The 23,034-nt window shown below is 62.6% G+C and carries 27 protein-coding genes; 13 read left to right on the top strand and 14 right to left on the bottom strand.

Annotated features, from left to right (window positions below; translation table 11 throughout):
- Positions 1 to 62: 62 nt before the first annotated feature.
- The 6 genes from M2360_RS09990 to coxB form a co-directional block, all read right to left on the bottom strand.
- Positions 63 to 944: a cytochrome c oxidase subunit 3 gene (locus M2360_RS09990; RefSeq protein WP_280774878.1), complete on the bottom strand. Its 882-nt coding sequence runs from the start codon at positions 942 to 944 to the stop codon at positions 63 to 65.
- Between the two features lie 54 nt (positions 945 to 998).
- Positions 999 to 1,616 (bottom strand): cytochrome c oxidase assembly protein, encoded by a 618-nt coding sequence (locus tag M2360_RS09985; protein ID WP_280774876.1) that lies wholly within the window; start codon positions 1,614 to 1,616, stop codon positions 999 to 1,001.
- A 3-nt stretch (positions 1,617 to 1,619) separates the two neighbouring features.
- Positions 1,620 to 1,760: a hypothetical protein gene (locus M2360_RS09980; RefSeq protein ID WP_170976514.1), complete on the bottom strand. Its 141-nt coding sequence runs from the start codon at positions 1,758 to 1,760 to the stop codon at positions 1,620 to 1,622.
- 2 nt (positions 1,761 to 1,762) lie between these two features.
- Entirely contained in the window at positions 1,763 to 2,716 is a 954-nt protein-coding gene (locus tag M2360_RS09975; protein WP_280774873.1) for a heme o synthase, read from the bottom strand.
- Between the two features lie 64 nt (positions 2,717 to 2,780).
- Positions 2,781 to 4,460: a cytochrome c oxidase subunit I gene (ctaD, locus tag M2360_RS09970; RefSeq protein ID WP_280774871.1), complete on the bottom strand. Its 1,680-nt coding sequence runs from the start codon at positions 4,458 to 4,460 to the stop codon at positions 2,781 to 2,783.
- Between the two features lie 23 nt (positions 4,461 to 4,483).
- Positions 4,484 to 5,368, bottom strand: coding sequence for a cytochrome c oxidase subunit II (gene coxB / locus M2360_RS09965; RefSeq protein ID WP_280774870.1), 885 nt, complete (start codon positions 5,366 to 5,368; stop codon positions 4,484 to 4,486).
- A 56-nt stretch (positions 5,369 to 5,424) separates the two neighbouring features.
- Between coxB and M2360_RS09960 the strand changes: the two genes are divergently transcribed.
- The 5 genes from M2360_RS09960 to tldD all read left to right on the top strand — a co-directional run bounded on the left by M2360_RS09960 (position 5,425) and on the right by tldD (position 8,391).
- Positions 5,425 to 5,601: a hypothetical protein gene (locus tag M2360_RS09960; protein ID WP_280774869.1), complete on the top strand. Its 177-nt coding sequence runs from the start codon at positions 5,425 to 5,427 to the stop codon at positions 5,599 to 5,601.
- Between the two features lie 87 nt (positions 5,602 to 5,688).
- The gene (locus M2360_RS09955) at positions 5,689 to 6,240 is read left to right on the top strand and encodes an invasion associated locus B family protein (RefSeq protein ID WP_280774868.1); all 552 of its coding nucleotides are present in this window, start codon (positions 5,689 to 5,691) and stop codon (positions 6,238 to 6,240) included.
- 61 nt (positions 6,241 to 6,301) lie between these two features.
- Positions 6,302 to 6,568, top strand: a complete 267-nt coding sequence (locus tag M2360_RS09950) for a type II toxin-antitoxin system ParD family antitoxin (RefSeq protein WP_280774866.1) — start codon at positions 6,302 to 6,304, stop codon at positions 6,566 to 6,568.
- Positions 6,565 to 6,888, top strand: a complete 324-nt coding sequence (locus tag M2360_RS09945) for a type II toxin-antitoxin system RelE/ParE family toxin (protein ID WP_280774864.1) — start codon at positions 6,565 to 6,567, stop codon at positions 6,886 to 6,888. The genes M2360_RS09950 and M2360_RS09945 overlap by 4 nt, the downstream gene beginning before the upstream one ends.
- Positions 6,889 to 6,975: 87 nt before the next feature.
- Positions 6,976 to 8,391, top strand: coding sequence for a metalloprotease TldD (gene tldD, locus M2360_RS09940; protein ID WP_280774862.1), 1,416 nt, complete (start codon positions 6,976 to 6,978; stop codon positions 8,389 to 8,391).
- 240 nt (positions 8,392 to 8,631) lie between these two features.
- Here the strand turns inward: tldD and M2360_RS09935 are convergent, their stop codons facing one another.
- Complete coding sequence (locus tag M2360_RS09935; protein WP_280774860.1) at positions 8,632 to 9,528, bottom strand: LysR substrate-binding domain-containing protein; 897 nt, start codon at positions 9,526 to 9,528, stop codon at positions 8,632 to 8,634.
- A 146-nt stretch (positions 9,529 to 9,674) separates the two neighbouring features.
- On the opposite strand from M2360_RS09935, the gene M2360_RS09930 reads away from it, so the two are divergent.
- Complete coding sequence (locus M2360_RS09930; RefSeq protein ID WP_280774859.1) at positions 9,675 to 10,808, top strand: TauD/TfdA family dioxygenase; 1,134 nt, start codon at positions 9,675 to 9,677, stop codon at positions 10,806 to 10,808.
- Here the strand turns inward: M2360_RS09930 and M2360_RS09925 are convergent, their stop codons facing one another.
- Genes M2360_RS09925 through aroC form a run of 5 tightly spaced genes read right to left on the bottom strand, consistent with a single transcriptional unit; the run spans position 10,809 to position 16,176 of the window.
- Positions 10,809 to 11,771 (bottom strand): hypothetical protein, encoded by a 963-nt coding sequence (locus M2360_RS09925; RefSeq protein ID WP_280774857.1) that lies wholly within the window; start codon positions 11,769 to 11,771, stop codon positions 10,809 to 10,811.
- A gap of 25 nt (positions 11,772 to 11,796) precedes the next feature.
- Positions 11,797 to 12,876: a hypothetical protein gene (locus M2360_RS09920; protein ID WP_280774856.1), complete on the bottom strand. Its 1,080-nt coding sequence runs from the start codon at positions 12,874 to 12,876 to the stop codon at positions 11,797 to 11,799.
- Between the two features lie 3 nt (positions 12,877 to 12,879).
- Positions 12,880 to 13,968: a hypothetical protein gene (locus M2360_RS09915; protein ID WP_280774854.1), complete on the bottom strand. Its 1,089-nt coding sequence runs from the start codon at positions 13,966 to 13,968 to the stop codon at positions 12,880 to 12,882.
- Entirely contained in the window at positions 13,968 to 15,068 is a 1,101-nt protein-coding gene (ribB, locus tag M2360_RS09910) for a 3,4-dihydroxy-2-butanone-4-phosphate synthase (protein WP_280774852.1), read from the bottom strand. Before ribB ends, M2360_RS09915 begins: the two co-directional genes overlap by 1 nt.
- A gap of 10 nt (positions 15,069 to 15,078) precedes the next feature.
- A complete protein-coding gene (gene aroC, locus M2360_RS09905) occupies positions 15,079 to 16,176 on the bottom strand; it encodes a chorismate synthase (RefSeq protein ID WP_280774850.1) in 1,098 nt (365 codons plus the stop codon).
- Between the two features lie 262 nt (positions 16,177 to 16,438).
- Here aroC and M2360_RS09900 point away from each other — a divergent pair, with 262 nt between their 5' ends.
- Together M2360_RS09900 and M2360_RS09895 are read left to right on the top strand one after the other, a co-directional pair.
- The gene (locus M2360_RS09900) at positions 16,439 to 16,699 is read left to right on the top strand and encodes a DUF1344 domain-containing protein (RefSeq protein WP_280774849.1); all 261 of its coding nucleotides are present in this window, start codon (positions 16,439 to 16,441) and stop codon (positions 16,697 to 16,699) included.
- An 81-nt stretch (positions 16,700 to 16,780) separates the two neighbouring features.
- On the top strand, positions 16,781 to 17,821 hold the full coding sequence (locus M2360_RS09895) for a polysaccharide deacetylase family protein (RefSeq protein WP_280774938.1): 1,041 nt from the start codon (positions 16,781 to 16,783) through the stop codon (positions 17,819 to 17,821).
- Here the strand turns inward: M2360_RS09895 and pdxH are convergent, their stop codons facing one another.
- The gene (gene pdxH / locus M2360_RS09890; protein ID WP_280774847.1) at positions 17,822 to 18,436 is read right to left on the bottom strand and encodes a pyridoxamine 5'-phosphate oxidase; all 615 of its coding nucleotides are present in this window, start codon (positions 18,434 to 18,436) and stop codon (positions 17,822 to 17,824) included.
- A 117-nt stretch (positions 18,437 to 18,553) separates the two neighbouring features.
- On the opposite strand from pdxH, the gene M2360_RS09885 reads away from it, so the two are divergent.
- The 4 genes from M2360_RS09885 (at position 18,554) to M2360_RS09870 (ending at position 21,738) form a co-directional block, all read left to right on the top strand.
- A complete protein-coding gene (locus M2360_RS09885) occupies positions 18,554 to 18,943 on the top strand; it encodes an RT0821/Lpp0805 family surface protein (protein WP_280774845.1) in 390 nt (129 codons plus the stop codon).
- A 53-nt stretch (positions 18,944 to 18,996) separates the two neighbouring features.
- Entirely contained in the window at positions 18,997 to 20,139 is a 1,143-nt protein-coding gene (locus M2360_RS09880) for a DnaJ C-terminal domain-containing protein (RefSeq protein ID WP_280774844.1), read from the top strand.
- Positions 20,140 to 20,315: 176 nt separating this feature from the next.
- A complete protein-coding gene (gene fabI, locus M2360_RS09875) occupies positions 20,316 to 21,134 on the top strand; it encodes an enoyl-ACP reductase FabI (RefSeq protein ID WP_280774842.1) in 819 nt (272 codons plus the stop codon).
- 19 nt (positions 21,135 to 21,153) lie between these two features.
- Complete coding sequence (locus tag M2360_RS09870) at positions 21,154 to 21,738, top strand: histidine phosphatase family protein (RefSeq protein ID WP_280774840.1); 585 nt, start codon at positions 21,154 to 21,156, stop codon at positions 21,736 to 21,738.
- 7 nt (positions 21,739 to 21,745) lie between these two features.
- Here the strand turns inward: M2360_RS09870 and M2360_RS09865 are convergent, their stop codons facing one another.
- Positions 21,746 to 22,663: a hydrogen peroxide-inducible genes activator gene (locus M2360_RS09865; protein WP_280774838.1), complete on the bottom strand. Its 918-nt coding sequence runs from the start codon at positions 22,661 to 22,663 to the stop codon at positions 21,746 to 21,748.
- 94 nt (positions 22,664 to 22,757) lie between these two features.
- Between M2360_RS09865 and M2360_RS09860 the strand changes: the two genes are divergently transcribed.
- Positions 22,758 to 22,982 carry a YdcH family protein gene (locus M2360_RS09860; RefSeq protein ID WP_280774836.1) on the top strand — a complete coding sequence of 75 codons (225 nt, stop codon included), beginning with the start codon at positions 22,758 to 22,760 and terminating at the stop codon, positions 22,980 to 22,982.
- The last annotated feature ends 52 nt before the right edge of the window (positions 22,983 to 23,034 follow it).

Here is a 23,034-nt window from a genome sequence, read left to right as displayed (position 1 = left end):
CTCAAAAAGACAAAGGCGCCCGGATGATCCGGACGCCTCGTTTCGATCAGGCCTGCGGCCTCTCAGCCATGCACCGGCGCGCCCCAGCCGCCCCAGATATAGATCGAGAAGAACAGGAACAGCCAGACCACGTCGACGAAGTGCCAGTACCAGGCGGCCGCCTCGAAGCCGAAATGCTGCTGCGCGGTGAAATGGCCGGCGGCGGCGCGGAACAGGCAGACCAGCAGGAAGATGGTGCCGACGAAAACGTGGAAGCCGTGGAAGCCTGTGGCCATGAAGAAGGTCGCGCCATAGATCGACTCCGAGAAGGCGAAAGGCGCATGCATATATTCATAGACCTGGACGAAGGAGAACAGCACGCCGAGCAGCACGGTGAGCACGAGGCCCTGGATGACGCCCTTGCGATCATTGTGCAGCAGCGCGTGATGCGCCCAGGTGACCGTGGTGCCCGACAGCAGCAGGATCACGGTGTTGTAGAGCGGCAGGTGCCAGGGATCGAGCACTTCCATGCCCTTCGGCGGCCACTGGCCGCCGGTGAACTCCACGCGGCTCGCCTGGATCGCTTCGGCAGGGAACAGGCTGGCGTCGAAATAAGCCCAGAACCAGGCGACGAAGAACATCACTTCGGAGGCGATGAACATGATCATGCCATAACGCAGATGGATGGCGACCACGCGCGTGTGATGGCCCTGATGGGCTTCCTTCACGGTATCTGCCCACCAGGCGAACATCGAATAGAGCGTCAGGATGAGGCCGATGGCGAAAGGCCAATAGGCCGCCCGGGCGAAATCGAAGCCGAACAGGTTGAACGGGGCGTCATGCACCCAGCGGAACAGGCAGACCGCGCCGAACATCATCACGAATGCGGCGAAAGAGCTCAAGATCGGCCAGGGGCTTGGATCTATGATGTGATAGTCGTGGTTCTTCTGGTGCGCTGTGGCCATGTCTCTTCCCCTCTTCCAGTCCCTCTGACGACTGCCTCTCCTGGCAATGGTCGATTACAGTTTCGCGGGCGCCGCAACCTTCACCGGCTTCATCTCGGCGACAGGCTTGGGCTTGTCGCTCGGATAGAAGGTGTAGGACAGCGTCAGCACCTTGAGATCCTTTGTTTCCGGCGTATTGACGATCTCGGGATCGACGAAGAACACGACGGGCATGTCCCGCGTCTCGCCCGGCTTCAGCGTGATGTCGGTGAAGCAGAAACATTCAAGTTTGTTGAAATAGGCCCCGGCCACCATGGGCGTGACGTTGAACACGGCCTTGCCGGTTTCCGTCTCGCTGTTGGTGTTGGTGACGCGGTAATTGATCTGCACCGTCTCGCCGATCCTGGGCGTCACGGACTTGTCGACCGCCTCGAATTTCCAGCCCAGCGTTTGGGCGGAGTTGGCGTCGAATTCGACACGGAGGGACTGGTCGAGAATACGCTCGGACGCCTGCTCGACGCGTTGCGTCGTGCCATTATAGCCAGTCACGCGGCAGAACATATCGTAAAGCGGCACGGCGGCATAGGCCATGCCAACCATGGCGGTCACGAAGGCGCCGCAGGCGATCACCACCGTGCGATTGCGCCTGGCCGCGTCTTTCTGATCAGTCCGAACCACGCTCTCCTCCCGCATGGTTCAGCCTCCCGCGCCGGGCGTCATCTTGATGATGGTGATGGCGTAGAAGATAACCACCAGCGCGGCGAGCGATACGCCGAGCGCAATGTTGCGATTGCGGCGTGATCGCCGCTGCAGTTCCGTCAGTTCTATTCTGTCCACTCTCATACCTCCCCGTATAATCCGGACATCAGCGACACCGCGAAATGATCGAGCAGAAGGCACGAAAAGATCGCGAAGAGATAGAGCATCGAATAGGCGAACAGCTTCTTGGCCGGCCGCATGGCTTCGTCGCCATCCGGCATGCGCCGACAGAGCACGCCATACCACACGAGGCCTGCGCCGAGCAGGCCGGCGGCGACGCCATAGACAGGGCTCGCAAGGCCTGTGACGGCGGGCGCAACGCCAATGGCTGCGGTCAGCACGGCATAGATGAGGATCTGGTCCTTGGTGACCTTTTCGCCCGCGACATTGGGCAGCATCGGCACGCCGACGGCGCCGTAGTCGCGCATCTTGAACAGCGCGAGCGCCCAGAAATGCGCCGGCGTCCACAGGAAGATGATCAGGAACAGGATCACGCTGTCGAAAGAAATATCGCCGGTGACGCAGGCCCAGCCAATCATCGGCGGGAATGCGCCAGCAGCGCCGCCAATGACGATGTTCTGCGGCGTCCAGCGCTTGAGCCACATCGTGTAGATCACGGCGTAAAAGAAAATGGTGAAGGCGAGCAGGCCAGCGGCGAGCGTATTGACCGCAAGGCCAAGCACCGCGACGGAAAAGCCCGACAGCGTCACCCCGAAGGCGAAAGCCTCGCGCGGCAGGATGCGGCCCGATGGAATCGGGCGGCTGGCGGTGCGGCTCATGACGGCGTCGATATCGGCGTCGTACCACATGTTGAGCGCGCCGGACGCGCCTGCGCCGACGGCGATGCAGAGGATCGCGATCAGACCAATCACCGGATTGATATGGCCCGGGGCCACCACCATGCCGACGACAGCCGTGAACACGACGAGCGACATCACCCGCGGCTTCAGCAGCGCGAAATAATCTCGGAACGTCGCCTCGGAAATAACGAGCGGTTCGCTACCAGCCAGATTGTCGCCGTCGACAAGCGCCATTGTACTTCTCTATTCCTGACTTCGGGAGCCGGCCGCACCCTCGAAGGCGCGGCCGGCCAATGCGTTACTTGATGCGGGGCAGTTGTTCCCACTGGTGATAGGGCGGCGGAGAGGAAAGCTGCCATTCCAGCGTCTCGGCGCCTTCGCCCCAGGGATTGTCGCCCGCCACGCGCTTCTTCGCGAAAGCTTCGAAGATGCCGTAGAAGAAGATCAGCAGGCTGACGGCCGAGACGTAGGAGCCGATCGAGGAGATCAGGTTCCAGCCCGCATAGGCGTCGGGATAATCGATATAGCGACGCGGCATGCCGGCGAGACCAAGGAAGTGCTGCGGGAAGAACACCAGGTTGACGCCGATGAACATGACCCAGAAATGCAGCTTGCCGATGAAATCGCTATACATGTAGCCGAACATCTTCGGGAACCAGTAGTACCAGGCCGCGAAGATGGCGAAGACCGCGCCGAGCGACAGCACGTAGTGGAAGTGGGCCACGACGTAATAGGTGTCGTGGATCACGCGGTCGAGACCGGCATTCGCCAGCTGCACGCCGGTGACGCCGCCGACGGTGAACAGGAAGATGAAGCCGATCGCCCAGACCATCGGGGTCTTGAACTCAATCGAGCCGCCCCACATCGTGGCGATCCAGGAGAAGATCTTCACGCCCGTCGGCACGGCGATCACCATGGTGGCGAACACGAAATAGCGCTGCGCATTCAGCGACAGGCCGACCGTGTACATGTGGTGCGCCCAGACGATGAAGCCGACCGCGCCGATCGCCGCCATGGCGTAGGCCATGCCGAGGTAACCGAACACCGGCTTCTTGGAGAAGGTCGAGACGATATGGCTGATGATGCCGAAGCCCGGCAGGATCAGGATGTAGACCTCAGGATGACCGAAGAACCAGAACAGATGCTGGAACAGGATCGGGTCGCCGCCGCCTTCAGGCGCAAAGAAGGTCGTGCCGAAATTGCGGTCGGTCAGCAGCATGGTGATGCCGCCGGCGAGAACCGGGAGCGACAGAAGCAGCAGGAAGGCGGTGATCAGCACGGACCAGGCGAAGAGCGGCATCTTGTGGATGGTCATGCCGGGGGCGCGCATGTTGAGGATCGTGGTAATGAAGTTGATCGCGCCGAGGATCGAGGACGCGCCGGAAACATGCAGCGCGAAAATGGCGAGATCAACCGCCGGGCCGGGCGTGCCGGTGGTGGAGAAAGGCGGATAGAGCGTCCAGCCGCCGCCGACGCCGTGGCCGCCGGGCGAACCTTCGGCAAACAGCGACAAGAGCAGCAGCAGGAAGGCCGGCGGCACGAGCCAGAAAGAGATGTTGTTCATGCGCGGGAAGGCCATATCCGGCGCGCCGATCATGATCGGCACCATCCAGTTGGCGAAACCGCCGATCAGCGCCGGCATGACCATGAAGAAGATCATGATCAGCGCATGCGCGGTCGTGAAGGCGTTATACATCTGCTTGCCGGCGTCGAGGGCTGCGCCGTCGTCCACGCCATAGACCATCTGGGCCAGACCGTGGAAGATCTGGATGCCGGGCGCCTGCAATTCGATGCGCATGGCAAGCGACAGCAGGAAGCCGACCACGCCCGCGAAGATCGCGAAGATCAGATAGAGCGTGCCGATGTCCTTGTGATTGGTGGAGAAGAACCAGCGCGAGACGAAACCGGGCGTGTGATGATGTTCTTCATGAGCGGCGTCGTGGGCCGCGTGTGCGTCGTGTGAGCTATGTCCAGCCATTGCGATAACTTTCCTCTGCGCGCTCAGTTTGCGGCGTTCTGCGCGACGTCGACGGACTTGTCAGCCTCGACGGCGGCGATCAGCGCCTTGTTGGCGCCGGGAAGGTCGGTCGCGGCGGCGGCGAGCCAGGCCTTGTATTTGTCTTCGGAGACGACGCGAATGGCGATCGGCATGAACGCGTGATCCTTGCCGCAAAGCTCGGAGCACTGGCCGTAGAACAGGCCTTCCTTCTCGGCCTTGAACCAGGTTTCGTTCATGCGGCCGGGAACGGCGTCGACCTTGATGCCGAAGGACTGCATGGCGAAGGAATGGATCACGTCGGTCGGATCGGCGGTCACGATGACGCGCACGGTCTTGTTGAGCGGCACCACCATTTCATTGTCGACGGCGAGCAGGCGCGGATAGGCGCTTCTGTCATCCTTGCCAAGCGCGGCGCGATCGGCGTCTTCCAGCATCAGCGAGTCGAAGGACAGCGGCGTTTCGCCCGGATATTCATAGGACCACTTCCACTGCGTGCCGATGACCTTGACAGTCAGATCGGGATTTTCAGGCTGGGTCAACTGATTGGTGAGAAGTTGGAAGGAGGGAATGGCGAAGAACAGCAGGATGATAACGGGCGCCACCGTCCAGACCACCTCGATCAGCGTGTGGTGGCTGGTCTTGGACGGAACCGGGTTCTTGCTGGCGCGAAAGCGCACGATCACCACGAGCAACAGGCCGAGCACCAGAAGCGTGATCGGAACGATGAACCACAGCGTGTAGTGATTGAACCAGCGAACCTCCTGCATGATCGGCGTGGCGGCCTGCTGTAGGTCAACTTGCCATTCGACCGGCTTGTCTGCAAAGGCTGAGGACGCTGTCCCAAGACAGAATAGCGTCGCCAATGCCCCAAGAGCTTTGTTCTTCACGGATACCTCTCCCCAAGCGTTTGATCGAGATCAAACAATACCGCAGAATCCCTGCTATGGTTGAATTTAAAACCATATATCGCGACCCGCCGCAACCTCGGGCTCGCGCCGACCATGCGTCATTTTTGCGCAACGTCATTTCCGCCGCGAAAAAACCGGATTCTCCTTCAAAAAATTTGATTTTCGATGCGCAGCAGGGGCTTGCCGCGCTTTCGCCGAACTGGCGCCCATGATGAAGGTTCCGCCGTTTACGACGCCGACGCTTTCCTCTAGAGACGTCGGCAGGTGACCGCTTGGCTTGATTCGACACCGAGGTTTTCATGGATTTCCGCGCAACGTCGCGCCTTGCCGCTGCGACAGTTCTACTTTCCGGGCTTCTCGCCGGCTCAGGCCCCGCCTTCGCCCAGACAGCCGCGGCGCCGAAGCCTGCCCAGGCGCAGCAACCGGGCACGGTGAAAGCCAATCACGGCGCATGGTCGATCGTCTGCGACAAGCCAGCCGGCGCGAATGAAGAACAATGCGCGCTGATGCAGAACGTCATTGCCGACGACCGGCCGGAAGTGGGCCTGTCGGTGGTGATCCTGAAGACGGCCGATCGCAAGGCCAAGATCCTGCGAGTGCTCGCGCCGCTCGGCGTTCTGCTGCCCAACGGCCTCGGCCTCAACATCGACGGCAAGGATATCGGCCGCGCCTATTTCGTCCGCTGCTTCACCGACGGCTGTTATGCCGAAGTGGTGCTGGAGGACAATCTGCTCAAGGCCTTCCGCGCCGGCAAGACCGCCACCTTCATCGTCTTCCAGTCGCCGGAAGAAGGCATCGGCATCCCGGTCGATCTCGCGGGTTTCGGCGAAGGGTATGACGCGCTGCCTTGAAGAAGCGACACGGTATAGCCGACGCATCCCTTCAATGGTACAATCACAATTGGAGGCGCTGATGAACGACATGACCGTGAAATTGCCTGAAGACCTCAAAGAGCGGCTGAAACTGCGGGCGGACGCCCATGGTTTTTCAAGTCCCGAGGATTATGTGGTTGATCTCGTCGCGCGCGATCTGAAGTTCACCGATGCGGAGAGCCGATTACGCGCACTGGACGCCGCCATCGCAGAAGGGCGCGCCGATGTGGCCGCCGGTCGGACCATAGACATGGACGACGTTTTTGACGCTCTGGAAGCCAAGCTTGCCGGGATGGGCGCACGGTGAAGGTTGTACTGACGCTCAAAGCTGCGTCCGACCTTCGAGCGATCAACGACTATATTTCCCTGACGGATCCAAACGCCGCGCTTTCCATCGTTCGCCGCCTCAGAGCATCGATGCGCGCACTGGGCGACATGCCAGAGAGGTTTTCAGTCCTTCCTGGTTATGAGGAGACCGGCCTGCGCAGGCGCGTCGAAGGCAACCACCTCATCATCTATGAGATCTCCTTGGGCCGCGTATACATCGTTCACGTCGTCCATGGCGCAAGCGATCTCGAGGCATTGCTCAGAGGAAGGGGCCGCGAACAGCCCAGTGATGGCGGATGAACAGGTACCGAAACCAGCCCTGCCCTTGCCCCAAACCCCGCGCATGCCTAGTTTACACTCCTGATTCAAATCGTAGAAAAGCTCCCGATGACCCACAGCATCTTTTCCAAGTTCGATCTGTCCGAAGCCGGCGCTCAGGCGCTCGTATCCGAGACGCTGGCCCAAGCCGACGATGGCGAACTCTTTCTCGAATATGGCGAGGCCGAGAGCCTGAGTTTCGACAATGGCCGGCTCAAGGGCGGCAGCTTCAACACCGACCAGGGGTTTGGCTTGCGCGCCGTGGCGGGCGAAGCGGTCGGCTACGCCCATTCCGGCGAAATGACCGAAAGCGCGTTGAAGCGGGCGGCGGACGCCGTGTCGGCCGTGACCCGCGGCTATTCCGGTTCGATGGCGGCGGCGCCCATACGCTCCAATTCGCGCCGCTACGGCGAGGAAAACCCGATCGGCGCACCGTCGTTTGAGGAAAAGGTCGCCCTGCTCGGCGAGATCGACGCCTATCTGCGCGCCAAGGATCCCAAAGTGCGTCAGGTGACGGCCTCTGTGACAGCAGGCTGGAAAATCGTCGAGATCCTGCGCGGCGACGGCGAGACCTTCCGCGATGTCAGGCCGATGACCCGTCTCAATATCTCTGTCGTCACCGGCGACGGCGACCGGCAGGAAAGCGGCTCCTATGGCGTCGGCGGCCGGCGCGGCTTCGGCGATTTCGTCTCCCCCGAAAACTGGCGCTTCGGCGCCGATGAGGCGCTGCGGCAGGCGCTGGTCAATCTCGAGGCGCGCGACGCGCCAGCGGGATCGATGGACGTCGTGCTCGGCAACGGCTGGCCGGGCGTGATGCTGCATGAGGCCGTAGGCCATGGCCTCGAAGGCGATTTCAACCGCAAGAAGACCTCGGCCTTTGCCGGTCTGATGGGCGAAATGGTCGCCGCTCCCGGCGTGACCGTCGTCGACGACGGCACGATCGATCAGGCGCGCGGCTCGATGAATATCGACGACGAGGGCACGCCCGCCGCCTATAACGTGCTGATCGACAACGGAAAACTGGTCGGCTACATGCAGGACCGGCAGAACGCCCGGCTGATGGGCATGAAAGCGACCGGCAATGGCCGCCGCGAATCCTATGCGCATACGCCGATGCCGCGTATGACCAACACCTATATGCTCTCGGGCGACAAGACCAAGGACGAGATCATCGCCTCGGTCAAGCGCGGCCTCTACGCCGTTTCCTTCGGCGGCGGCCAGGTGGACATCACCTCCGGCAAATTCGTGTTCGGCTGCACCGAGGCCTATATGATAGAGGACGGCAAGATCGCCTATCCGGTCAAGGGCGCGATGCTGATCGGCAACGGCCCCGAGGCGATGAAGCGCATCACCATGATCGGCGACGACTCGCGCCTGGACACCGGCATCGGCAATTGCGGCAAAGGCGGCCAATGGGTCCCCGTCGGCGTCGGCCAGCCGCATTTGCGGATGAACGATGTGACTGTGGGCGGGACCAAGGCTTAAGTTTCGCGTTTGGTTGACGGGTGGGCGGCTCGCGATGCGCACCGCTGCTGATCATTCTCGATCATTGTGCACAGCCCCTCATCCGGCTGCCGCCACCTTCTCCCCGCGCATGCGGGGCGAAGGGCGAGTGTGGCAATGTCGGCGCTCCATCCTCCTTCTCCCCGCATGCGCGGGGAGAAGGTCCCGGCAGGGGGATGAGGGGCGGAGCACGACGTCAACATAACGCCTGCGCGAAAGCCCCTACCCCTCCCCAAGCAGCCAATCCTTCAACAAGCGCGCCGCTTCACGCTCGCCAGCGCCGAAGGCGGACACCAGATAGAAGCCCTCGCGGGGGACGACTTGATCGGAGGTCGCCGCAACCAGTCGCCCTTCGCGCATCAACCCGCCGGTGATCGATTGCCAGCCGAGCATCACGCCCTGCCCGTCGAGCGCTGCCTGGGTAGCCTGGACGTAATTGGTGAATTGCCGGCCTGGCGAAATCGGCTCGGGCAGGCCGCGCTGTTTTAGGAAAGCCGGCCAGCCGAGCCACGTCGGATCCTCGGCGCGGACATGGATGAGCGGGGCGCGATCGAGCCGGATCGGGTCTCCGCCGGCCTCGTCCATGAGCCGGGAGAGGAAGGCCGGGCTGCAGACCGGCGCCACGCGTTCGGGAAACAGCAGCTCCACCAGCCCGTCGCCCCATTGCCCCAGACCGTAGCGGATGGCGAGATCGATGCTCGGCGTCAGCCTCGGCGCGCCTTGCGGCGTGGTCATGACATTGACCGCGACATGCGGTTGCAGCGCGGAGAAGCGGGCAAGCCGCGGCATCAGCCAATAGGTGGCGACGCCGACCGAACAGGCGATGGTGACCGCATGGCCCGCCGCCTCCAGCCCCCGGATTTGTTCGACGGCGTCGGCGATGCGGCCGAGGCCATCAACGACGGCCGCCTCCAGAATTTCGCCGGCCTGGGTGCGCGCCGCCGGCCGCGTGCGCCGATCGAGAAGGCGGGCGCCGACATGATCCTCCAATTGCCGCAGCGCTTGGCTGATCGCAGGCTGGGTGACGTTGAGTTCCTGGGCGGCTGCGCGCACGCCGCCAGTGCGCAGCACCGCCTCGAACACGCTGAGAAGCCGCAAAGGGGGAAGATTTTTCGCCAAGAGTATAACCCGATGCTTATCTTATGATTAGAGCTTCCGCGCTTCCAGAAGACGCCCATGCTTGCTAAAAATCAAGCTGCAAGCCGCTCCCAAGGCTCAAGAAAATGACCGACGCAAGTTAATTCCAGAGGATAGGATAATACCAGATGGACGCTCATCTCAGCCATAGCGTGAGCCTGACCGCGACAGGCGTAAACGTGCCGATGCTCGATGGCACGGTGGCCTATTTCAACAATTACTGGCTGCGCGACAATTGCCCGAGCTCGTTCGACAGCCAGACGCGCGAACGCACGTTCGACATTTTCCACGAAGCCGAAGCGCCGAAGCCCGCCAAGGCGACCATCCAGGACGAAGCGCTGGTGATCGAATGGGCCGGGTCCGGCCATGTGACGCGGCATGCGCTGTCTTTCCTCGCGCTCTACGCCAAGGGCGAGAAGCGTCATGACCCCGCCGACCTGCCGCGCCGCGCCTGGTATTCGGACCACTATCCCTCCATCGCCCGCTTCTCGCAGCCGGCGCTGAAGGCAGACAAGGCCCTCGTGGCCAAATGGATCGAGGCGATGCTGGTGGAAGGCGTCGCGATCATTACCGATATGCCCGACAGCAATGAAGGCCTCGACGATCTCGTCAAGCTGATGGGCCATGTGCGTCCGACCTTCTTCGGCGAATATTTCGACGTGCGCACCCATATCAAGCCGACCAACCTCGCCTATACCGCCAAGGCGCTCGAAATGCACACCGACACGCCGGCCGAAGACGAGGCGCCGGGCGTGCAGTTCCTGCATTGCCGCGCCAATTCCGTCTCCGGCGGCCAGAACCTGTTTCTCGACGGCGTGGCTGTCGCCAACGACCTCAAGAAGGAATTTCCGGAAGATTTCGCGCTGCTGTCGGGAACGGACATTCCCTATTACTGCGAGCACGACCACTACGACATGCGCTCGCGCCAGCGGGTGATCGAACTCGACCAGCATGGCGAGGTTTCGGGCGTCACGATCAGCCAGCACATGGCCGACATTTTCGACCTGCCGCAGGACTTCCTCGATACCTACTACCCGGCCTTCTGCCGCTTCGGCCGCATGCTGCAGTCGGACAAATACCTGATGCGCTTCCGGCTGGAAGCCACCGAATGCATCGTGTTCGACAATCACCGCATCGTGCATGGCCGTTCGGCCTATTCGGCCACCGAAGGCGACCGCTATCTGCGCGGCTGCTACGCCGATCGCGGCGAAATGCGCTCGACCTATCGCGCGCTGGTGTCGGAAGGCCGCTTCAAGGGCTGATCAGCCCCGCGTTTCGCCAAACGCCGCCGCTTCGAAATTCCAGCCGGCGGCGCGGTTGCGGATGCGCCGGAACGCCGGCGACATCTCAGACAGCGCCCGGTCCCATTCAGGATCGGGCGTTTGGCTTTCCGCCAGCCGGAAGAAGATCGGGGTCAGCGCGGCGAGCGCGAAGGGATCGAAGAAGGCGCTCTTGATCGCCCAGGCGAACAGCACGGCGCCGAGCAGCGACCAGTTGGACACGCTGTCGGGAAAAGCCGCAAATAGCCCCCCCATCGGCGGCGCCAGGATCAACAGCATGAGCAGCGTGGCGCTCCAGATCATTGCCGCCGCCGCCATGCCGTTGACGATAAGACGGCGGGAATTCTGCCCATAGAGAACAAGTCCCTGACGAGCGGCCTGCCAGGGATTGGCGGCGCGGAGATGAACCACATAGGCATAGACGAGATCGACGGCAGGGGTCATCGCGAGCGAGATCAGCCAGGTGAGCACAGCGGCCAGCCCATCCAGGCCGCGCATGGTGATGAACAGCCTCGCGCCGCCAATGAGACCGGGCACGGCGCCGGCGGCGGCGCGAATATGCGGGTCCATGTCGGACAGGAGCACCGGCCCGGAAAATCGTTCCGCCACAAGCGCCTGCGCTTCTGCGACTTGGTCCTCGCCTTGCGCCAGAGGAGAATTCTGCAGGCCTTCGTTGAAAGCGGCGGCATGAGGAAGGCCGACCGCGAGCCGCACGCGCCAGCGAAGCCGGCTGATGAGGAAGGCGGCGCCCCATAGCCCCATCAGGCCGCCCCATGCGCCGAAAATGCCGCCGCGGCCGGCAAGGCTCTCCAGCAGCCAGGCCCCCAGGATCAGCCCAGACAGAGAGGCCAGCGCCGCCGTCAGTCCGGCGGCCAGTCGCAACAGCAAAAAGGGCCAGGCGCGCTTGTAGATAGCCCAGGCGCGATCGAGGGAGATTTCCAGCATCAGCGCGGGTCCTCCCCCACCCCGTTCACACCGTGAGGCGGCGCATGGCGGCGCGCAACAGCGCGGCGAGCCGGCTCCGCCCCCAGCGGAAAGGCTGCCGTTTCAGTTTTAGCTTCGACGCCTCGACCAGGGACAGGATCTCGGGATGTTTCTCGAACGGCGCGATGTCGTAGCTCACCGCCTCGACATCCGGCCCGTCGAACAGCGGGCGCGGCGACGGCGGCGGCCAGATCATGCCGTCAAGCGCCTTCCGGACCCGTTCCTCCAAGCCGCCGAACCAGGGCGCCGCCCGCTCAAAGCGCAGGACGACGCGGCTTTCGCCGCCAACCCGGCGCACGGTTTCGGCGATATGCGCTATATCGGCCTGATCATGCGACCGCAGGAAGCGGCGCCAGAACAGAATGTCGCGCGGTCCGACCTCGGCGCCGCCGGCTTTCGACAGGATGCGCAGATAGTCATAGATCTCGGGCGGCTGCCGCTCGTTGCGGGCCGTATCGACCGCAGGCGTCAATCCATCAACTTTCAAGATGTCCGAGCAGAAGGCCGAGAAAATATCGCGCCTGTCGCGCCTGATCTGCTCGAAGTCGAGCGCCATCACCTTGAGGCGCGGCTCCGCCAGGATCGGTCCGAGCTCCACCAGGCAATTCAGCGCCATCGAGGCTTCGGGATCAGCGATCTGGCGCGCGGCGTAATCGGCCAGCGACTGGGACTTGCCGCCCTTGACCGCTTCGCCCCAGAGCGACGGCAACAGCGCCAGGGGATCGCGCAACACATAGGCCATGCGGATGTCGTCCTGCCCGAACAGGGCGCCGAGCGCCAGGAAATCGGCCGGACTCCAGCGAAAAAAGCTCTCGGTCGAGACGAGGATATTGGCGTTGCGCGCGGCGGCGGCGCGGCCGGCCTTGCGAATGGCGTCGGCCATCGGCCCCTTTCCAGAACGCACTTCGTCGAGGGCTGCGCGGACGTCGTGATGGGCGTTGCGAACCTTGAGCGACAGGATCGGATAGAGCCAGCCTTTCTTCCACAACAGGCCGCGATTGCGATAGAAATTGGCCTGGAGATAGGTCGAGGCGGTCTTGCGGGGGCCGACATGGACGATCAGCATGGCCTAGCCCCTCAATCGCTTCAGCAAACGCCGCCAGCCGATCAACGCGCCGCGGGAAAGATTGGCGAGCAGGACGCGCGGACCTTTCGGACGGAACAGATGGCTCATCCGATCCAGCAACGCCGCGACGGCGGGATCGGCGAGAAGACGTTTTTCGCGATAGAAATCACAGATCTGCACACCGTCGAGAAACAGCTGCTCGGACCCCGGCGCGGGAATGAGCCGCGCCCGATGCCGCCGCAGCAAACGCTTTTCCACCTGGCGGAAGAGCGGTCGCTTGCGCGGAATCTTGATGCTGGCGCCGGCGCCGGGGACGGCGCGAACGGTGTCGACGATCTCGCGACAGACGTCATCGGCCAGGAAATGCCGGAACATCCGACCGATATTGACGTCGGAAAACGACCGCCAGTCGCCCGCTTGGATCAGCATCAGCCGCATGAATTCCGCAAGCTCCAAAGGCAGGCGCTCATTGGCGGTCGAAGTTTCATCGACATGCGGAAGGGGTGGAAGATCGAGAATTTCGGTTGTGAAGACGTCAAAAATATCGAGATTCCGGCGGCGGATCTCATCATAGACCAACAGCGTCAGACTTGTCCCGGCTATGCCGGCGAGAGCCTCGACTTCGACGAGCGGATTGAGGATGCGGGATTTCATCCGCGCCTTGAAATGCCGGTTTCGAAAGGCGGGAAACGACAGTTTCTGACCGGTCTTGATCTGCTGCGCCCAGAAGGAATAGAGCAACGAGGCTGGATCGCGCAGGCAATAGACGATCCGCATCTCCTGGCCGACCAAATCGCGGAGCCGCGCGATCTCGGCAGGCTTCCAGTTGCGAAACCCTTCTGACGATAACAGCAGGCTCAGCCCCGCCACGCGCGCCTTCTCGGCGATACGGCGGATTTCCGCGACCTTTTCCGAGGCATCGTCGAGAATCTCGGCGGCATTGTCGGAGAGATCGTGATGGGCGACCCGCACCCGCTCCCCGGTCTGCGGATAAAACCAGCCCGCGCCTTCCAGAGCGCGGGCATTGGCGTGGAAATTGTGCTGCAGCCAGGTCGTCGCGGTCTTGTGCGGACCGACATGCAGCACGAACATCAGGTGAGCTCCGTCCGGGCGATCTTGATGCCGAAGCCTTCGAGGCCGACATAATGACGCTCGCGCGACGCCATCAACTGGATCGAGCTGATGCCGAGATCCTTGAGGATCTGCGCGCCGAGACCGATTTCCAGCCATTCGCTGTCGCGGGCCTGGGCCTGTTCATGGCCTTCGCGGCCATGGCCGATCTTGCGATTATGCTCGGAAGCGCCGACGCCCACAGAACCTTCGCGCAGATAGACGATGACGCCGCGCTTGGCGCTGGCGATCTTTTCCATGAATTTGCTGACCGGACGGGCGGCGCTGAACACATCGCCTGCGACATTCTCGGTATGCAGCCGCACCAGCACATCCTCGCCGTCGCGGATGTCGCCATAGACGATGGCGAGATGCTGCATGGGATCCCAGGGCAGCGTGAAGGCATGCGCCTTGGCCGGACCAAATTCGGTGTCGACGTCGAAGCTCGCCACACGCTCGACCAGCGTTTCCTTGCGCTGACGATAGGCGATGAGATCGGCAACCGACACCTGCTTGAGGTCATGCTGCTCGGCGAAAGAGGCCACCTGCGGGCCGCGCATCACCGTGCCGTCGTCATTGACCAGTTCGCTGATCACGCCGATCGGCGGCAGGCTGGCAAGCTTGCAGAGGTCGACGGCGGCTTCGGTGTGGCCAGAACGCATGAGCACGCCGCCCTCGCGCGACACCAGCGGGAAGATGTGGCCGGGACGGACGAAATCGAAGGCGGAGGCGTTGGGATTGGCGAGATTGCGCACGGTCAGCGTGCGGTCGTCGGCCGAAATGCCGGTCGTCGTGCCGTGCTTGAAATCCACCGAGACGGTAAAGGCCGTGGTGTGGGCGCTGTCGTTTTCCGCCACCATGGCGTTCAGGTTCAGGCGCTTGGCTTCCTCGCGCGGCATCGGCGTGCAGACGATGCCCGACGTGTGGCGCACGATGAACGCCATCTTTTCCGGCGTGCAATGGACGGCGGCGACGATCAGGTCGCCTTCGTTCTCGCGATCGTCGTCATCGGTGACGACGATGATTTCGCCTTTTTCAAACGCGCGGATCGCGTCGACGACGCGCTTCTGGTCATAGGCCATTGGTTACTCCCTATTTCAAACGGCCCGTCTGGCCTCTGTCCCGCAGATAATGATCGGCAATCGCGCAAGCCAGCATCGCCTCGCCGACAGGCACCGCCCTGATTCCGACGCAGGGGTCGTGGCGGCCCTTGGTGCGAACATTGACTTCACGCCCTTCGGCATCGATGGAGGCGCGCTCGGTGAGGATCGACGAAGTGGGCTTCACTGCAAAGCGCGCCACGATCGGCTCGCCGGTCGAGATGCCGCCCAGCACGCCGCCGGCGTTGTTGGACAGGAAGACCGGCTTGCCGTCGGCGCCAATGCGCATTTCATCGGCGTTTTCCTCGCCGGTGATTTCGGCCGCACCAAAGCCATTGCCGATCTCGACGCCCTTGACCGCGTTGATCGACATCAGCAACGAGGCGATGTCCTGATCGAGCTTGCTATAGATCGGCGCGCCGATGCCGGCCGGCACATTTTCGGCCACGACTTCGATGACGGCGCCGATGGAGGAGCCTCTCTTGCGAATGTCGGAAAGATACTCCTCCCAGACCGGGACCATGGCCGGGTCGGGGCAAAAGAACGGGTTGTTGTCGACCTCGGCCCAATCCCAATTGGCGCGGTCGATCTTGTGGACGCCGATTTGCACCAGCGCGCCGCGCACGATCACGCCCGGAACCACCTTGCGGGCCAGGCCGCCGGCGGCGACGCGGGCGGCGGTTTCGCGGGCCGAGGACCGGCCGCCGCCGCGATAGTCGCGAACGCCGTATTTGACGTCATAGGCGTAATCGGCATGGCCGGGACGATATTGCCGGGCGATTTCGCCGTAATCCTTGGAGCGCTGGTCGGTGTTCTCGATCATCAGCGAAATCGGCGTTCCTGTCGTGACATAGGTCTCGCCGTCCGCCTCGGGCATCACGCCGGAGAGAACCTTGACCAGATCCTCCTCGCGGCGCTGGGTAACGAAGCTCGACTGGCCGGGTTTACGCTTGTCCATCCAGTGCTGGATCTCGGCAAGCGTGAAGCGAATTCCAGGAGGGCATCCATCGACCACACAGCCGAGCGCCGGACCGTGGCTCTCCCCCCAGGTGGTGACGCGAAACAGATGGCCGAAAGTATTGTGCGACATGAACTGATTTCTTCCGATCGAAATGGCGGTCCGCCGCAACGGCGCCGCCGGCACACATAGAGCCTCATTTGGCAAATTTGAAGCTTTTTCGACGCCGCGAAATCGCAAATCCGCATCAGGGGTCCAACAAGGCCGCTTGCGCCGGTCGGGGCGCGTGTTAACACTTTGGCTGCGGAAAATCCAAATTGAGGGAAATTTTCGCCACATTCTCAGGGGACATAGGATGCATCTTTTATTGAAGACCATATTCGTGGGGACGAAAATGCGCATTCTCATCGCCATGCTGATAGGAGCAGCTTTCTTTCTCCTGCCGCAGCCCGGCTCCGCCGAAAGCGCCGATGTCGAAGCCGTGATCGAAGGCGTCGACGAAAACAACCTCACGCTCACGCTCGCCGACGGCAAGAAATATATCGCGCCTGAGGAATTCAATTTCGAAGGCCTGAAGAAGGGCGTGAAGGTCGTGGTGTTCTACACCGAAAGCGACGGCAAGCGGGTGATCAACGATCTGCAGATCGTCGAGTAGTAATTTCAATCTTCAATTAACAGCCGAGCGATAAAGCTGAGGCAATCGCTCCTTTTCAATGGATCTCTGATGACCGATGGGATTGTTCACAGGATCAGGCCCGTCGCCCGACAGGCCGCCATCACCGCGGGTCTGGAACTCGCGGCGATTCTTTCGCGCTTCGGCGTCGGCAAGGATGCGGCGGGCGACGGCCTGATTTTCACCCTTCACCATGTGCGGCCGGCCTCCGCCGCCGCGTTCCAACCCAACCGCATTCTCGACGTGACGCCTGGCTTTCTCGATGCGGTGCTGGTGGCGCTGCGGGAACTTGATTATGATTTCGTCTCGCTGGAGGCCGCAGCCGAAAGGCTGCTGGCGCCCCCGACCGGGCGACGATTCGCCTGTTTCACGCTCGACGACGGCTTTCGCGACAACGCGCTACATGCCAGGCCGGTGTTTGCGACCCATGGCGCGCCCTATACGATCTTCATCTCCAAGGGATTGAGCGACGCCAGTCATAGCGCCTGGTGGGAAACGCTCGCCGCGCTGTTGCGGCAGGTCGACCGCATCGACTTCGATTTCGGCCGCGGAATCGAAAACCTGCCGACCGCGACGGTCGCCCAGAAACAGGTGGCCTTCGATCGCTTGTCCAACATCATCAACCGGATCGACGAATCGGCAGCCGTGGCGGCGATCGATGCGCTGGCCGCTCGCAACGGCGTCGATGCGCTCGAAGTCTGCCGCGATCTCGTGATGACGAAAGCCGAATTGCTGGACCTGGCCGGAGATCCCCTCGCCCAATACGGCGCTCATACGGTCAGCCATCGCGGCCTGGCGCGTCTGGCCGACGCCGAAGCCGAGGCCGAAGTCGCAGATTCGGCCGCCTATGTGGCGGAACTGACAGGCCGCCCCTGCCGCAGCTTCGCCTATCCCTATGGCGACGCCCGCTCCGTGTCGCCGCGCGAGCGCGAGCGGTTGAAACGGCACGGGCTGATTGGAGTCACCACCCGGCCGGGCACGCTGCGCGCCGGCGGAGCGGCCGACATGCAGGCGCTGCCGCGCGTGTCGTTGAACGGGTTGTATCAGAAAGCGCGCTATGTGCGCGCTTTGGCCTCGGGGCTGCCGTTTAAGCTGATGGGCTGATCAAGGATATTTCCGCACCTTCTCCCAACCCGCGTCCGCCCGGATAAACTCCACCCGATCGTGAAGACGGAAGGGGCGGTCGTGCCAGAATTCGATCGACACCGGCTTCAGGCGGAAACCCGACCAGTATTCCGGCCGGGGGATGGAGCCGATGCCGAATTTCGCGGTGTATTCGGTCACCGCCTTTTCCAGCGCGAAGCGACCTTCAAGCGGCCGCGATTGCTTGGACGCCCAGGCGCCGATGCGCGAGCCGCGCGGGCGGCTGTCGAAATAGGCGTCGGCCTCGGCGTCCGACACCGGCTCCACCGGACCGCGAATGCGGATCTGCCTGTGCAGGGATTTCCAGTGAAACACCATGGCCGCCTTTTTTTGACCCAGAAGCTCCCTACCCTTCGTGCTCTCATAATTGGTGTAGATCACGAAACCGTCGGCGTCGAAGCCCTTCAGGAGAACCATGCGGACATTCGGCAGACCATCCTCATCGACGGTCGCCAGCGCCAAGGCGTTGGGATCGTTGACTTCCGCCGCCTCGGCATCCTTCAGCCATGCGCCAAACAGAGAAAAGGGCTCATTTTCATCGGTGAAGTCACCGCTTCTTAACTCATTGTCGCTCATAGTCCGCCAAATGCCTTATCATAAGTTTGAGTAATCGGGCCGTAGCTGTTGCGACACATATCAAAGCGAACCGGCGCCCAAAAGGGTCATTTTGTCGCCGTCCTCCGGACGGCAGCGATGATTTTGTTGCCGGTTTGCCTGTCGGGCTGCTTCGGCGGCGGCATGATGCCGAGCCTCGACAGCGCCGATCGTTCTCTCACCACCAATTCAGTGGCGCCCAAGTCTTCGGCGCCGACAGAAAAGGAATCGGACGAAATCACCGTCCGTAACGCCGTGAGTTCGGTCGACCTGACGAAAATGGGAGCGGCGTCCATACCCTGGGCTAATGCGAACACCGGCAGCGCCGGGGTTATCAGTGCGATCACGGAAGAAGCGGATGGCGGCTTTGCCTGCCGGACATTCACGACGACGCGTCATTCCTATCGCGGCATCTCCAATTTTTCGGGCAAGGCCTGTCTTGTGGACGAAGGAGAATGGCGTCTCGTGAATTTCAAGGAAGCCGACTGACCGCCCGTCTGAAGGAGCGGCGGCGGCGGCGGCGTTAGTCAGGGTGGATAGTCATGCGTGATCCCTATTCGGTTCTCGGCGTCAGCCGAAACGCCGACCAAAACGAAATCAAGGCTGCTTGGCGAGCCGCCGCCAAGGCGTTGCATCCCGACCAGAATCCGGACGACCCGACAGCCACGAGCCGCTTCAGCGAAGTCGGCCGAGCCTATGACATTCTGCGCGATCCCGAAAAGCGGCGCCGCTTCGATCAGGCCCGCGCCCGCTCCTCCGGCCAGACCACCGCCAGCAAGGAAAAGACCTTCATGGAGCAGCGCGCCGAGCGCGCCCGCATGGAAGCAGAGGCCCGCGCGGCCCGCGCCCGGGCCGCCGCCGCCGCAGCCGCCGTGGAAGCCGAACAGGCTCAAAAAGGCGCGGAGAAGCATGAAAGCGCCGAGGATGTGCTGGCCAAGATGTTCGGCGGCAAAAAAGGCCCCGAACAGCCCGCTTCGGCCGGCGACAAGAAGGCCGATCCCCGCGTCGAGCCGAAGACCGAGCCGCGCGCGGAGGCCCGCACGGAACAACGCGCAGCGACCCGCGCCCAGCCCAATGCGGAGCCCGAGCCGGAAGGCGGCGAGATCAAGGTTTCGCCAGCGCTCGATCTCATCTCCTATGTGTTCAAGCGGTTGATCCGCCCGGCGACAGCCCCCGAGCGCGCGCCAGACCTGGTGCTCGACGCGCCCGTGAGCATCGAGGACCTGCTCAAGCGTCTCAACCCGACCGTGACACTGCCGGACGGCAAGATGATCAGCATCCCCCTGCCCGAGAACGCGCATGACGGCAGCGTGGTCAGGGTGGAAGGCTATGGCCACCGCCTGCCCGGCATGAAGCGCGGCGACGTGGTTGCGACCCTGCGCATCAAGCCGCATAAATGGTTCCGCTGGGACGGCGGCGATCTCCTGACCTATGTCGACATCGACATCGAAAACGCCGTGCTCGGCTGCGAGGCGACGGTGACGACGCCGGATGGCGAAGCGAAAGTGACGATTCCACCCTGGTCCGGCTCGCAATACCGGGCCCGCATCGCCGGCAAAGGCCTGCCCATTTCCAAGGACAAGCGCGGCGACCTGATCGCCGAGGTGCGGGTGCTGCTCTGGGACCATCCGGACCAAAAAGTGATCGATTTGATGCGTTCGATGAAGAACGGCCTGTATTTGTGACGCTTTTGTAAAAGAATTCAGTGTGCATCCCGGCGCGTTCGCCTATTGCGGCTGGTTGAAGGCGGCAAATAGACAATTCTTACATTTGCAAACAATTGATGAAGCGGCCGGCGCTTGAACCGCCATCCTCCCTGTGCGATAGGCGTTCGACATTCGTCTTATCTGGAGAGGTCTTCATGGTACAATCTGCCGGACTGATGGCGGGCAAGCGCGGCGTCATCATGGGCGTCGCCAACAACCGTTCGATCGCCTGGGGCATCGCCAAGGCCATCCATGCGCAGGGCGGCGAAATCGCTCTGACCTATCAGGGTGAAGCGTTGAAGAAGCGCGTCGAGCCGCTTGCCGCCGAAATCGGCGCAATCGTCGCCGGTGATTGCGACGTGTCGGATGAAGCCAGCATCGACGCAGCCTTCGCCGAGATCGAAAAGATCTGGGGCAAGATCGACTTTCTGGTGCACGCCATCGGCTTTTCCGACAAGGACGAGCTGACCGGCCGCTATGTCGACACCACGCCCGGCAATTTCGACAAGACCATGCGCATCTCGGTCTATTCCTTCACCTCTGTCGCCCGTCGCGCCGAAAAGCTGATGACGGATGGCGGCGCGATGGTGACGCTGACCTATTACGGCGCCGAAAAGGTGATGCCGAATTATAACGTGATGGGCGTCGCCAAGGCTGCTCTGGAAGCCAGCGTGAAGTATCTCGCCGTCGACCTCGGACCGAAGAACATCCGCGTCAACGCGATCTCCGCCGGGCCGATCAAGACGCTTGCCGCCTCGGGCATTGGCGATTTCCGCTATATCCTCAAGTGGAACGAGTATAACGCGCCGCTGCGTCGCACCGTCACCATCGAGGAGGTCGGCGATGTCGGCCTTTACCTGCTGTCGGATCTGTCGCGCTCGGTCACTGGTGAAACCCACCACGCCGATTCCGGCTATCACGTCGTCGGCATGAAGGCGGTGGACGCGCCCGACATCAGCGTCGTCAAGGACTGATCCTTTTTCGGGAGCCCCTGTGAGCCTCTACATCATCCGCCATGGCCAGACGGCCTGGAACGCCGAGTGGAGGCTTCAGGGCCAGAAGGATATTCCGCTCAACGATCTCGGCCGCCAGCAGGCGGCCGAAAACGGCGTGGCGCTCGCCCGCCTCGAGGCCGACCTCACCGGCTTCCACTTCGTCTCCAGCCCGCTCGGCCGGGCCCGCGAGACGATGGAAATCCTGCGCCGCTCCGCCGGCGTCGATCCCCTCGCCTACGAGATCGAGGACCGCCTCAAGGAAATCTGCTTCGGCGATTGGGAAGGCCGGACCTCGGCTGAAATCTCCGTCGACACGCCAGACAAAGTGAAGGCGCGCAAGCGGCAGAAATGGGATTTCATCCCGCCGGGCGACAATGCCGAAAGCTATGAGATCCTCTCCTGGCGGGTAGGCTCCTGGTTTCGCGCCATCACCCGCCCCACCGTCGCCGTCTGCCATGGCGGCGTGATCCGCTGCCTGTTCAAGCTCTCCGGCACGCTGGACAAGGACGCCGCCGCCAAGATGGACGTGCCGCAGGACAAGATCCTGCGCCGCGCGGACGACGGCACGCTTGCGTGGGTGTGAGCGGCTCTCACTCCCGCCCCAACAGATCCCGCGCCGTCGCCTGCGCCATCTCCGCCAGCACCTCGTAATGCGGCTTGCGGGCGCTTGAGGCGCGCCAGTAGAGGCCGATGTCGCGCCAGATCGGCCAGTCGCGGATGCGGGCGAGCGCGACATTCTGCTCCTTCAGAAATTCCGAGCGGATATAGAGTTCCGGAAACAGCGACATGCCCATGTCGATCGCCACCATCTGGCGGATGGCGTCGAGGCTGGTGCCTTCGTAATTTTCGGCGAAAACAGCGCCCGAGGCTTCGGCGAGGCCGCGGACATTTTCAAACAGGCGGTGGCCGCGCCCGAGCGTCAGCAGGGTTTCGCCCGAGAGTTCGGCCAGCGTGATCTCGTCGCGTCCGGCGAGACGGTGACCACTCGGCAGGCCGAGCATGATCTCTTCCCGGCAGATCGGCGCATAGGCGAAACTGCTCTCGTCTGGGGGACGCGGACCCAGCGCGCAATCGATGTCTCCAGTGCGGATGCGATCTTCCAGCGCGGTCGGACGGTCCTCGCGCAGATACACTTTCAAAGCCGGGTAGCGGGCGTGCAGCGCAGGCAGGAAATAGGGCATCAGATAGGGCCCGACCGTCGGCGCAATGCCGAGACGGATCAGGCCGCCAAGGTTTTTCCGGCCCGATGACGCCAGCGCGACGATCTCGTCCAGCCCCAACAACAGCGTGCGGGCTGCCGCGATGATGTCGTCGCCGATCGGCGTGGGCGCGATCTGCGTGGCGGACCGATCGATCAGGGTGACGCCCAATTGCTTTTCGAGCAGCGCCACCTGCACCGACAGCGTCGGCTGCGAGACATGGCAGCGCCGGGCCGCCTCGCCGAAATGCCTGACATCGCCCAGAGCGACGAGATATTCCAGCTGGCGATGGGTGGGGCGATAGGGCATTCGATAGCTCCTCTCTATCGAATTCATATAATCAATCAATTGGCGCAATCAAGCGACGTAGCCCATATTCATAATCGTAACCAAGGAGACCGATATGAACCCGCTCATGAAAGCATTGCGCGTCCGCCATGAAATCCTGCAGAGCAAGATCGAAGGCGAGATGAAGGCCAAGCAGCCCGATACGATCAGGATCACGGCGCTCAAGCGCATGAAGTTGAAGCTGCGCGATCAGATCGCCGCGCTGGAGCGCGCGGGCGCGGCTTTCCAACAGGATCGTCTGAACCGCCGCCAGATGAAGACGATCCCGATCAAGGCGTAAGCCCCTGGCCCGGATCCTTGCCCGGGCCGTCCCCCTCATACCAAGGTTCCTT

The sequence above is a fragment of the Rhizobium sp. SG_E_25_P2 genome (assembly GCF_029892285.1).
Taxonomy (GTDB): Bacteria; Pseudomonadota; Alphaproteobacteria; order Rhizobiales; family Rhizobiaceae; genus Rhizobium_E.
The sequence above is the reverse complement of the archived record's forward strand: the minus strand, read 5'-3'. Positions and strand labels throughout refer to the sequence as shown.

Excerpts from the sequence above, each read along its gene's own strand:
- M2360_RS09990 (WP_280774878.1), bottom strand. The coding sequence starts at position 944 with ATGGCCACAGCGCACCAGAAGAACCACGACTATCACATCATAGATCCA.
- M2360_RS09985 (WP_280774876.1), bottom strand. The coding sequence starts at position 1,616 with ATGCGGGAGGAGAGCGTGGTTCGGACTGATCAGAAAGACGCGGCCAGG.
- M2360_RS09975 (WP_280774873.1), bottom strand. The coding sequence starts at position 2,716 with ATGGCGCTTGTCGACGGCGACAATCTGGCTGGTAGCGAACCGCTCGTT.
- ctaD (WP_280774871.1), bottom strand. The coding sequence starts at position 4,460 with ATGGCTGGACATAGCTCACACGACGCACACGCGGCCCACGACGCCGCT.
- M2360_RS09960 (WP_280774869.1), top strand. The coding sequence starts at position 5,425 with ATGGTTGAATTTAAAACCATATATCGCGACCCGCCGCAACCTCGGGCT.
- M2360_RS09955 (WP_280774868.1), top strand. The coding sequence starts at position 5,689 with ATGGATTTCCGCGCAACGTCGCGCCTTGCCGCTGCGACAGTTCTACTT.
- M2360_RS09950 (WP_280774866.1), top strand. The coding sequence starts at position 6,302 with ATGAACGACATGACCGTGAAATTGCCTGAAGACCTCAAAGAGCGGCTG.
- tldD (WP_280774862.1), top strand. The coding sequence starts at position 6,976 with ATGACCCACAGCATCTTTTCCAAGTTCGATCTGTCCGAAGCCGGCGCT.
- M2360_RS09930 (WP_280774859.1), top strand. The coding sequence starts at position 9,675 with ATGGACGCTCATCTCAGCCATAGCGTGAGCCTGACCGCGACAGGCGTA.
- M2360_RS09925 (WP_280774857.1), bottom strand. The coding sequence starts at position 11,771 with ATGCTGGAAATCTCCCTCGATCGCGCCTGGGCTATCTACAAGCGCGCC.
- M2360_RS09920 (WP_280774856.1), bottom strand. The coding sequence starts at position 12,876 with ATGCTGATCGTCCATGTCGGCCCCCGCAAGACCGCCTCGACCTATCTC.
- M2360_RS09915 (WP_280774854.1), bottom strand. The coding sequence starts at position 13,968 with ATGTTCGTGCTGCATGTCGGTCCGCACAAGACCGCGACGACCTGGCTG.
- ribB (WP_280774852.1), bottom strand. The coding sequence starts at position 15,068 with ATGGCCTATGACCAGAAGCGCGTCGTCGACGCGATCCGCGCGTTTGAA.
- aroC (WP_280774850.1), bottom strand. The coding sequence starts at position 16,176 with ATGTCGCACAATACTTTCGGCCATCTGTTTCGCGTCACCACCTGGGGG.
- M2360_RS09900 (WP_280774849.1), top strand. The coding sequence starts at position 16,439 with ATGCGCATTCTCATCGCCATGCTGATAGGAGCAGCTTTCTTTCTCCTG.
- pdxH (WP_280774847.1), bottom strand. The coding sequence starts at position 18,436 with ATGAGCGACAATGAGTTAAGAAGCGGTGACTTCACCGATGAAAATGAG.
- M2360_RS09885 (WP_280774845.1), top strand. The coding sequence starts at position 18,554 with ATGATTTTGTTGCCGGTTTGCCTGTCGGGCTGCTTCGGCGGCGGCATG.
- M2360_RS09880 (WP_280774844.1), top strand. The coding sequence starts at position 18,997 with ATGCGTGATCCCTATTCGGTTCTCGGCGTCAGCCGAAACGCCGACCAA.
- fabI (WP_280774842.1), top strand. The coding sequence starts at position 20,316 with ATGGTACAATCTGCCGGACTGATGGCGGGCAAGCGCGGCGTCATCATG.
- M2360_RS09865 (WP_280774838.1), bottom strand. The coding sequence starts at position 22,663 with ATGCCCTATCGCCCCACCCATCGCCAGCTGGAATATCTCGTCGCTCTG.
- M2360_RS09860 (WP_280774836.1), top strand. The coding sequence starts at position 22,758 with ATGAACCCGCTCATGAAAGCATTGCGCGTCCGCCATGAAATCCTGCAG.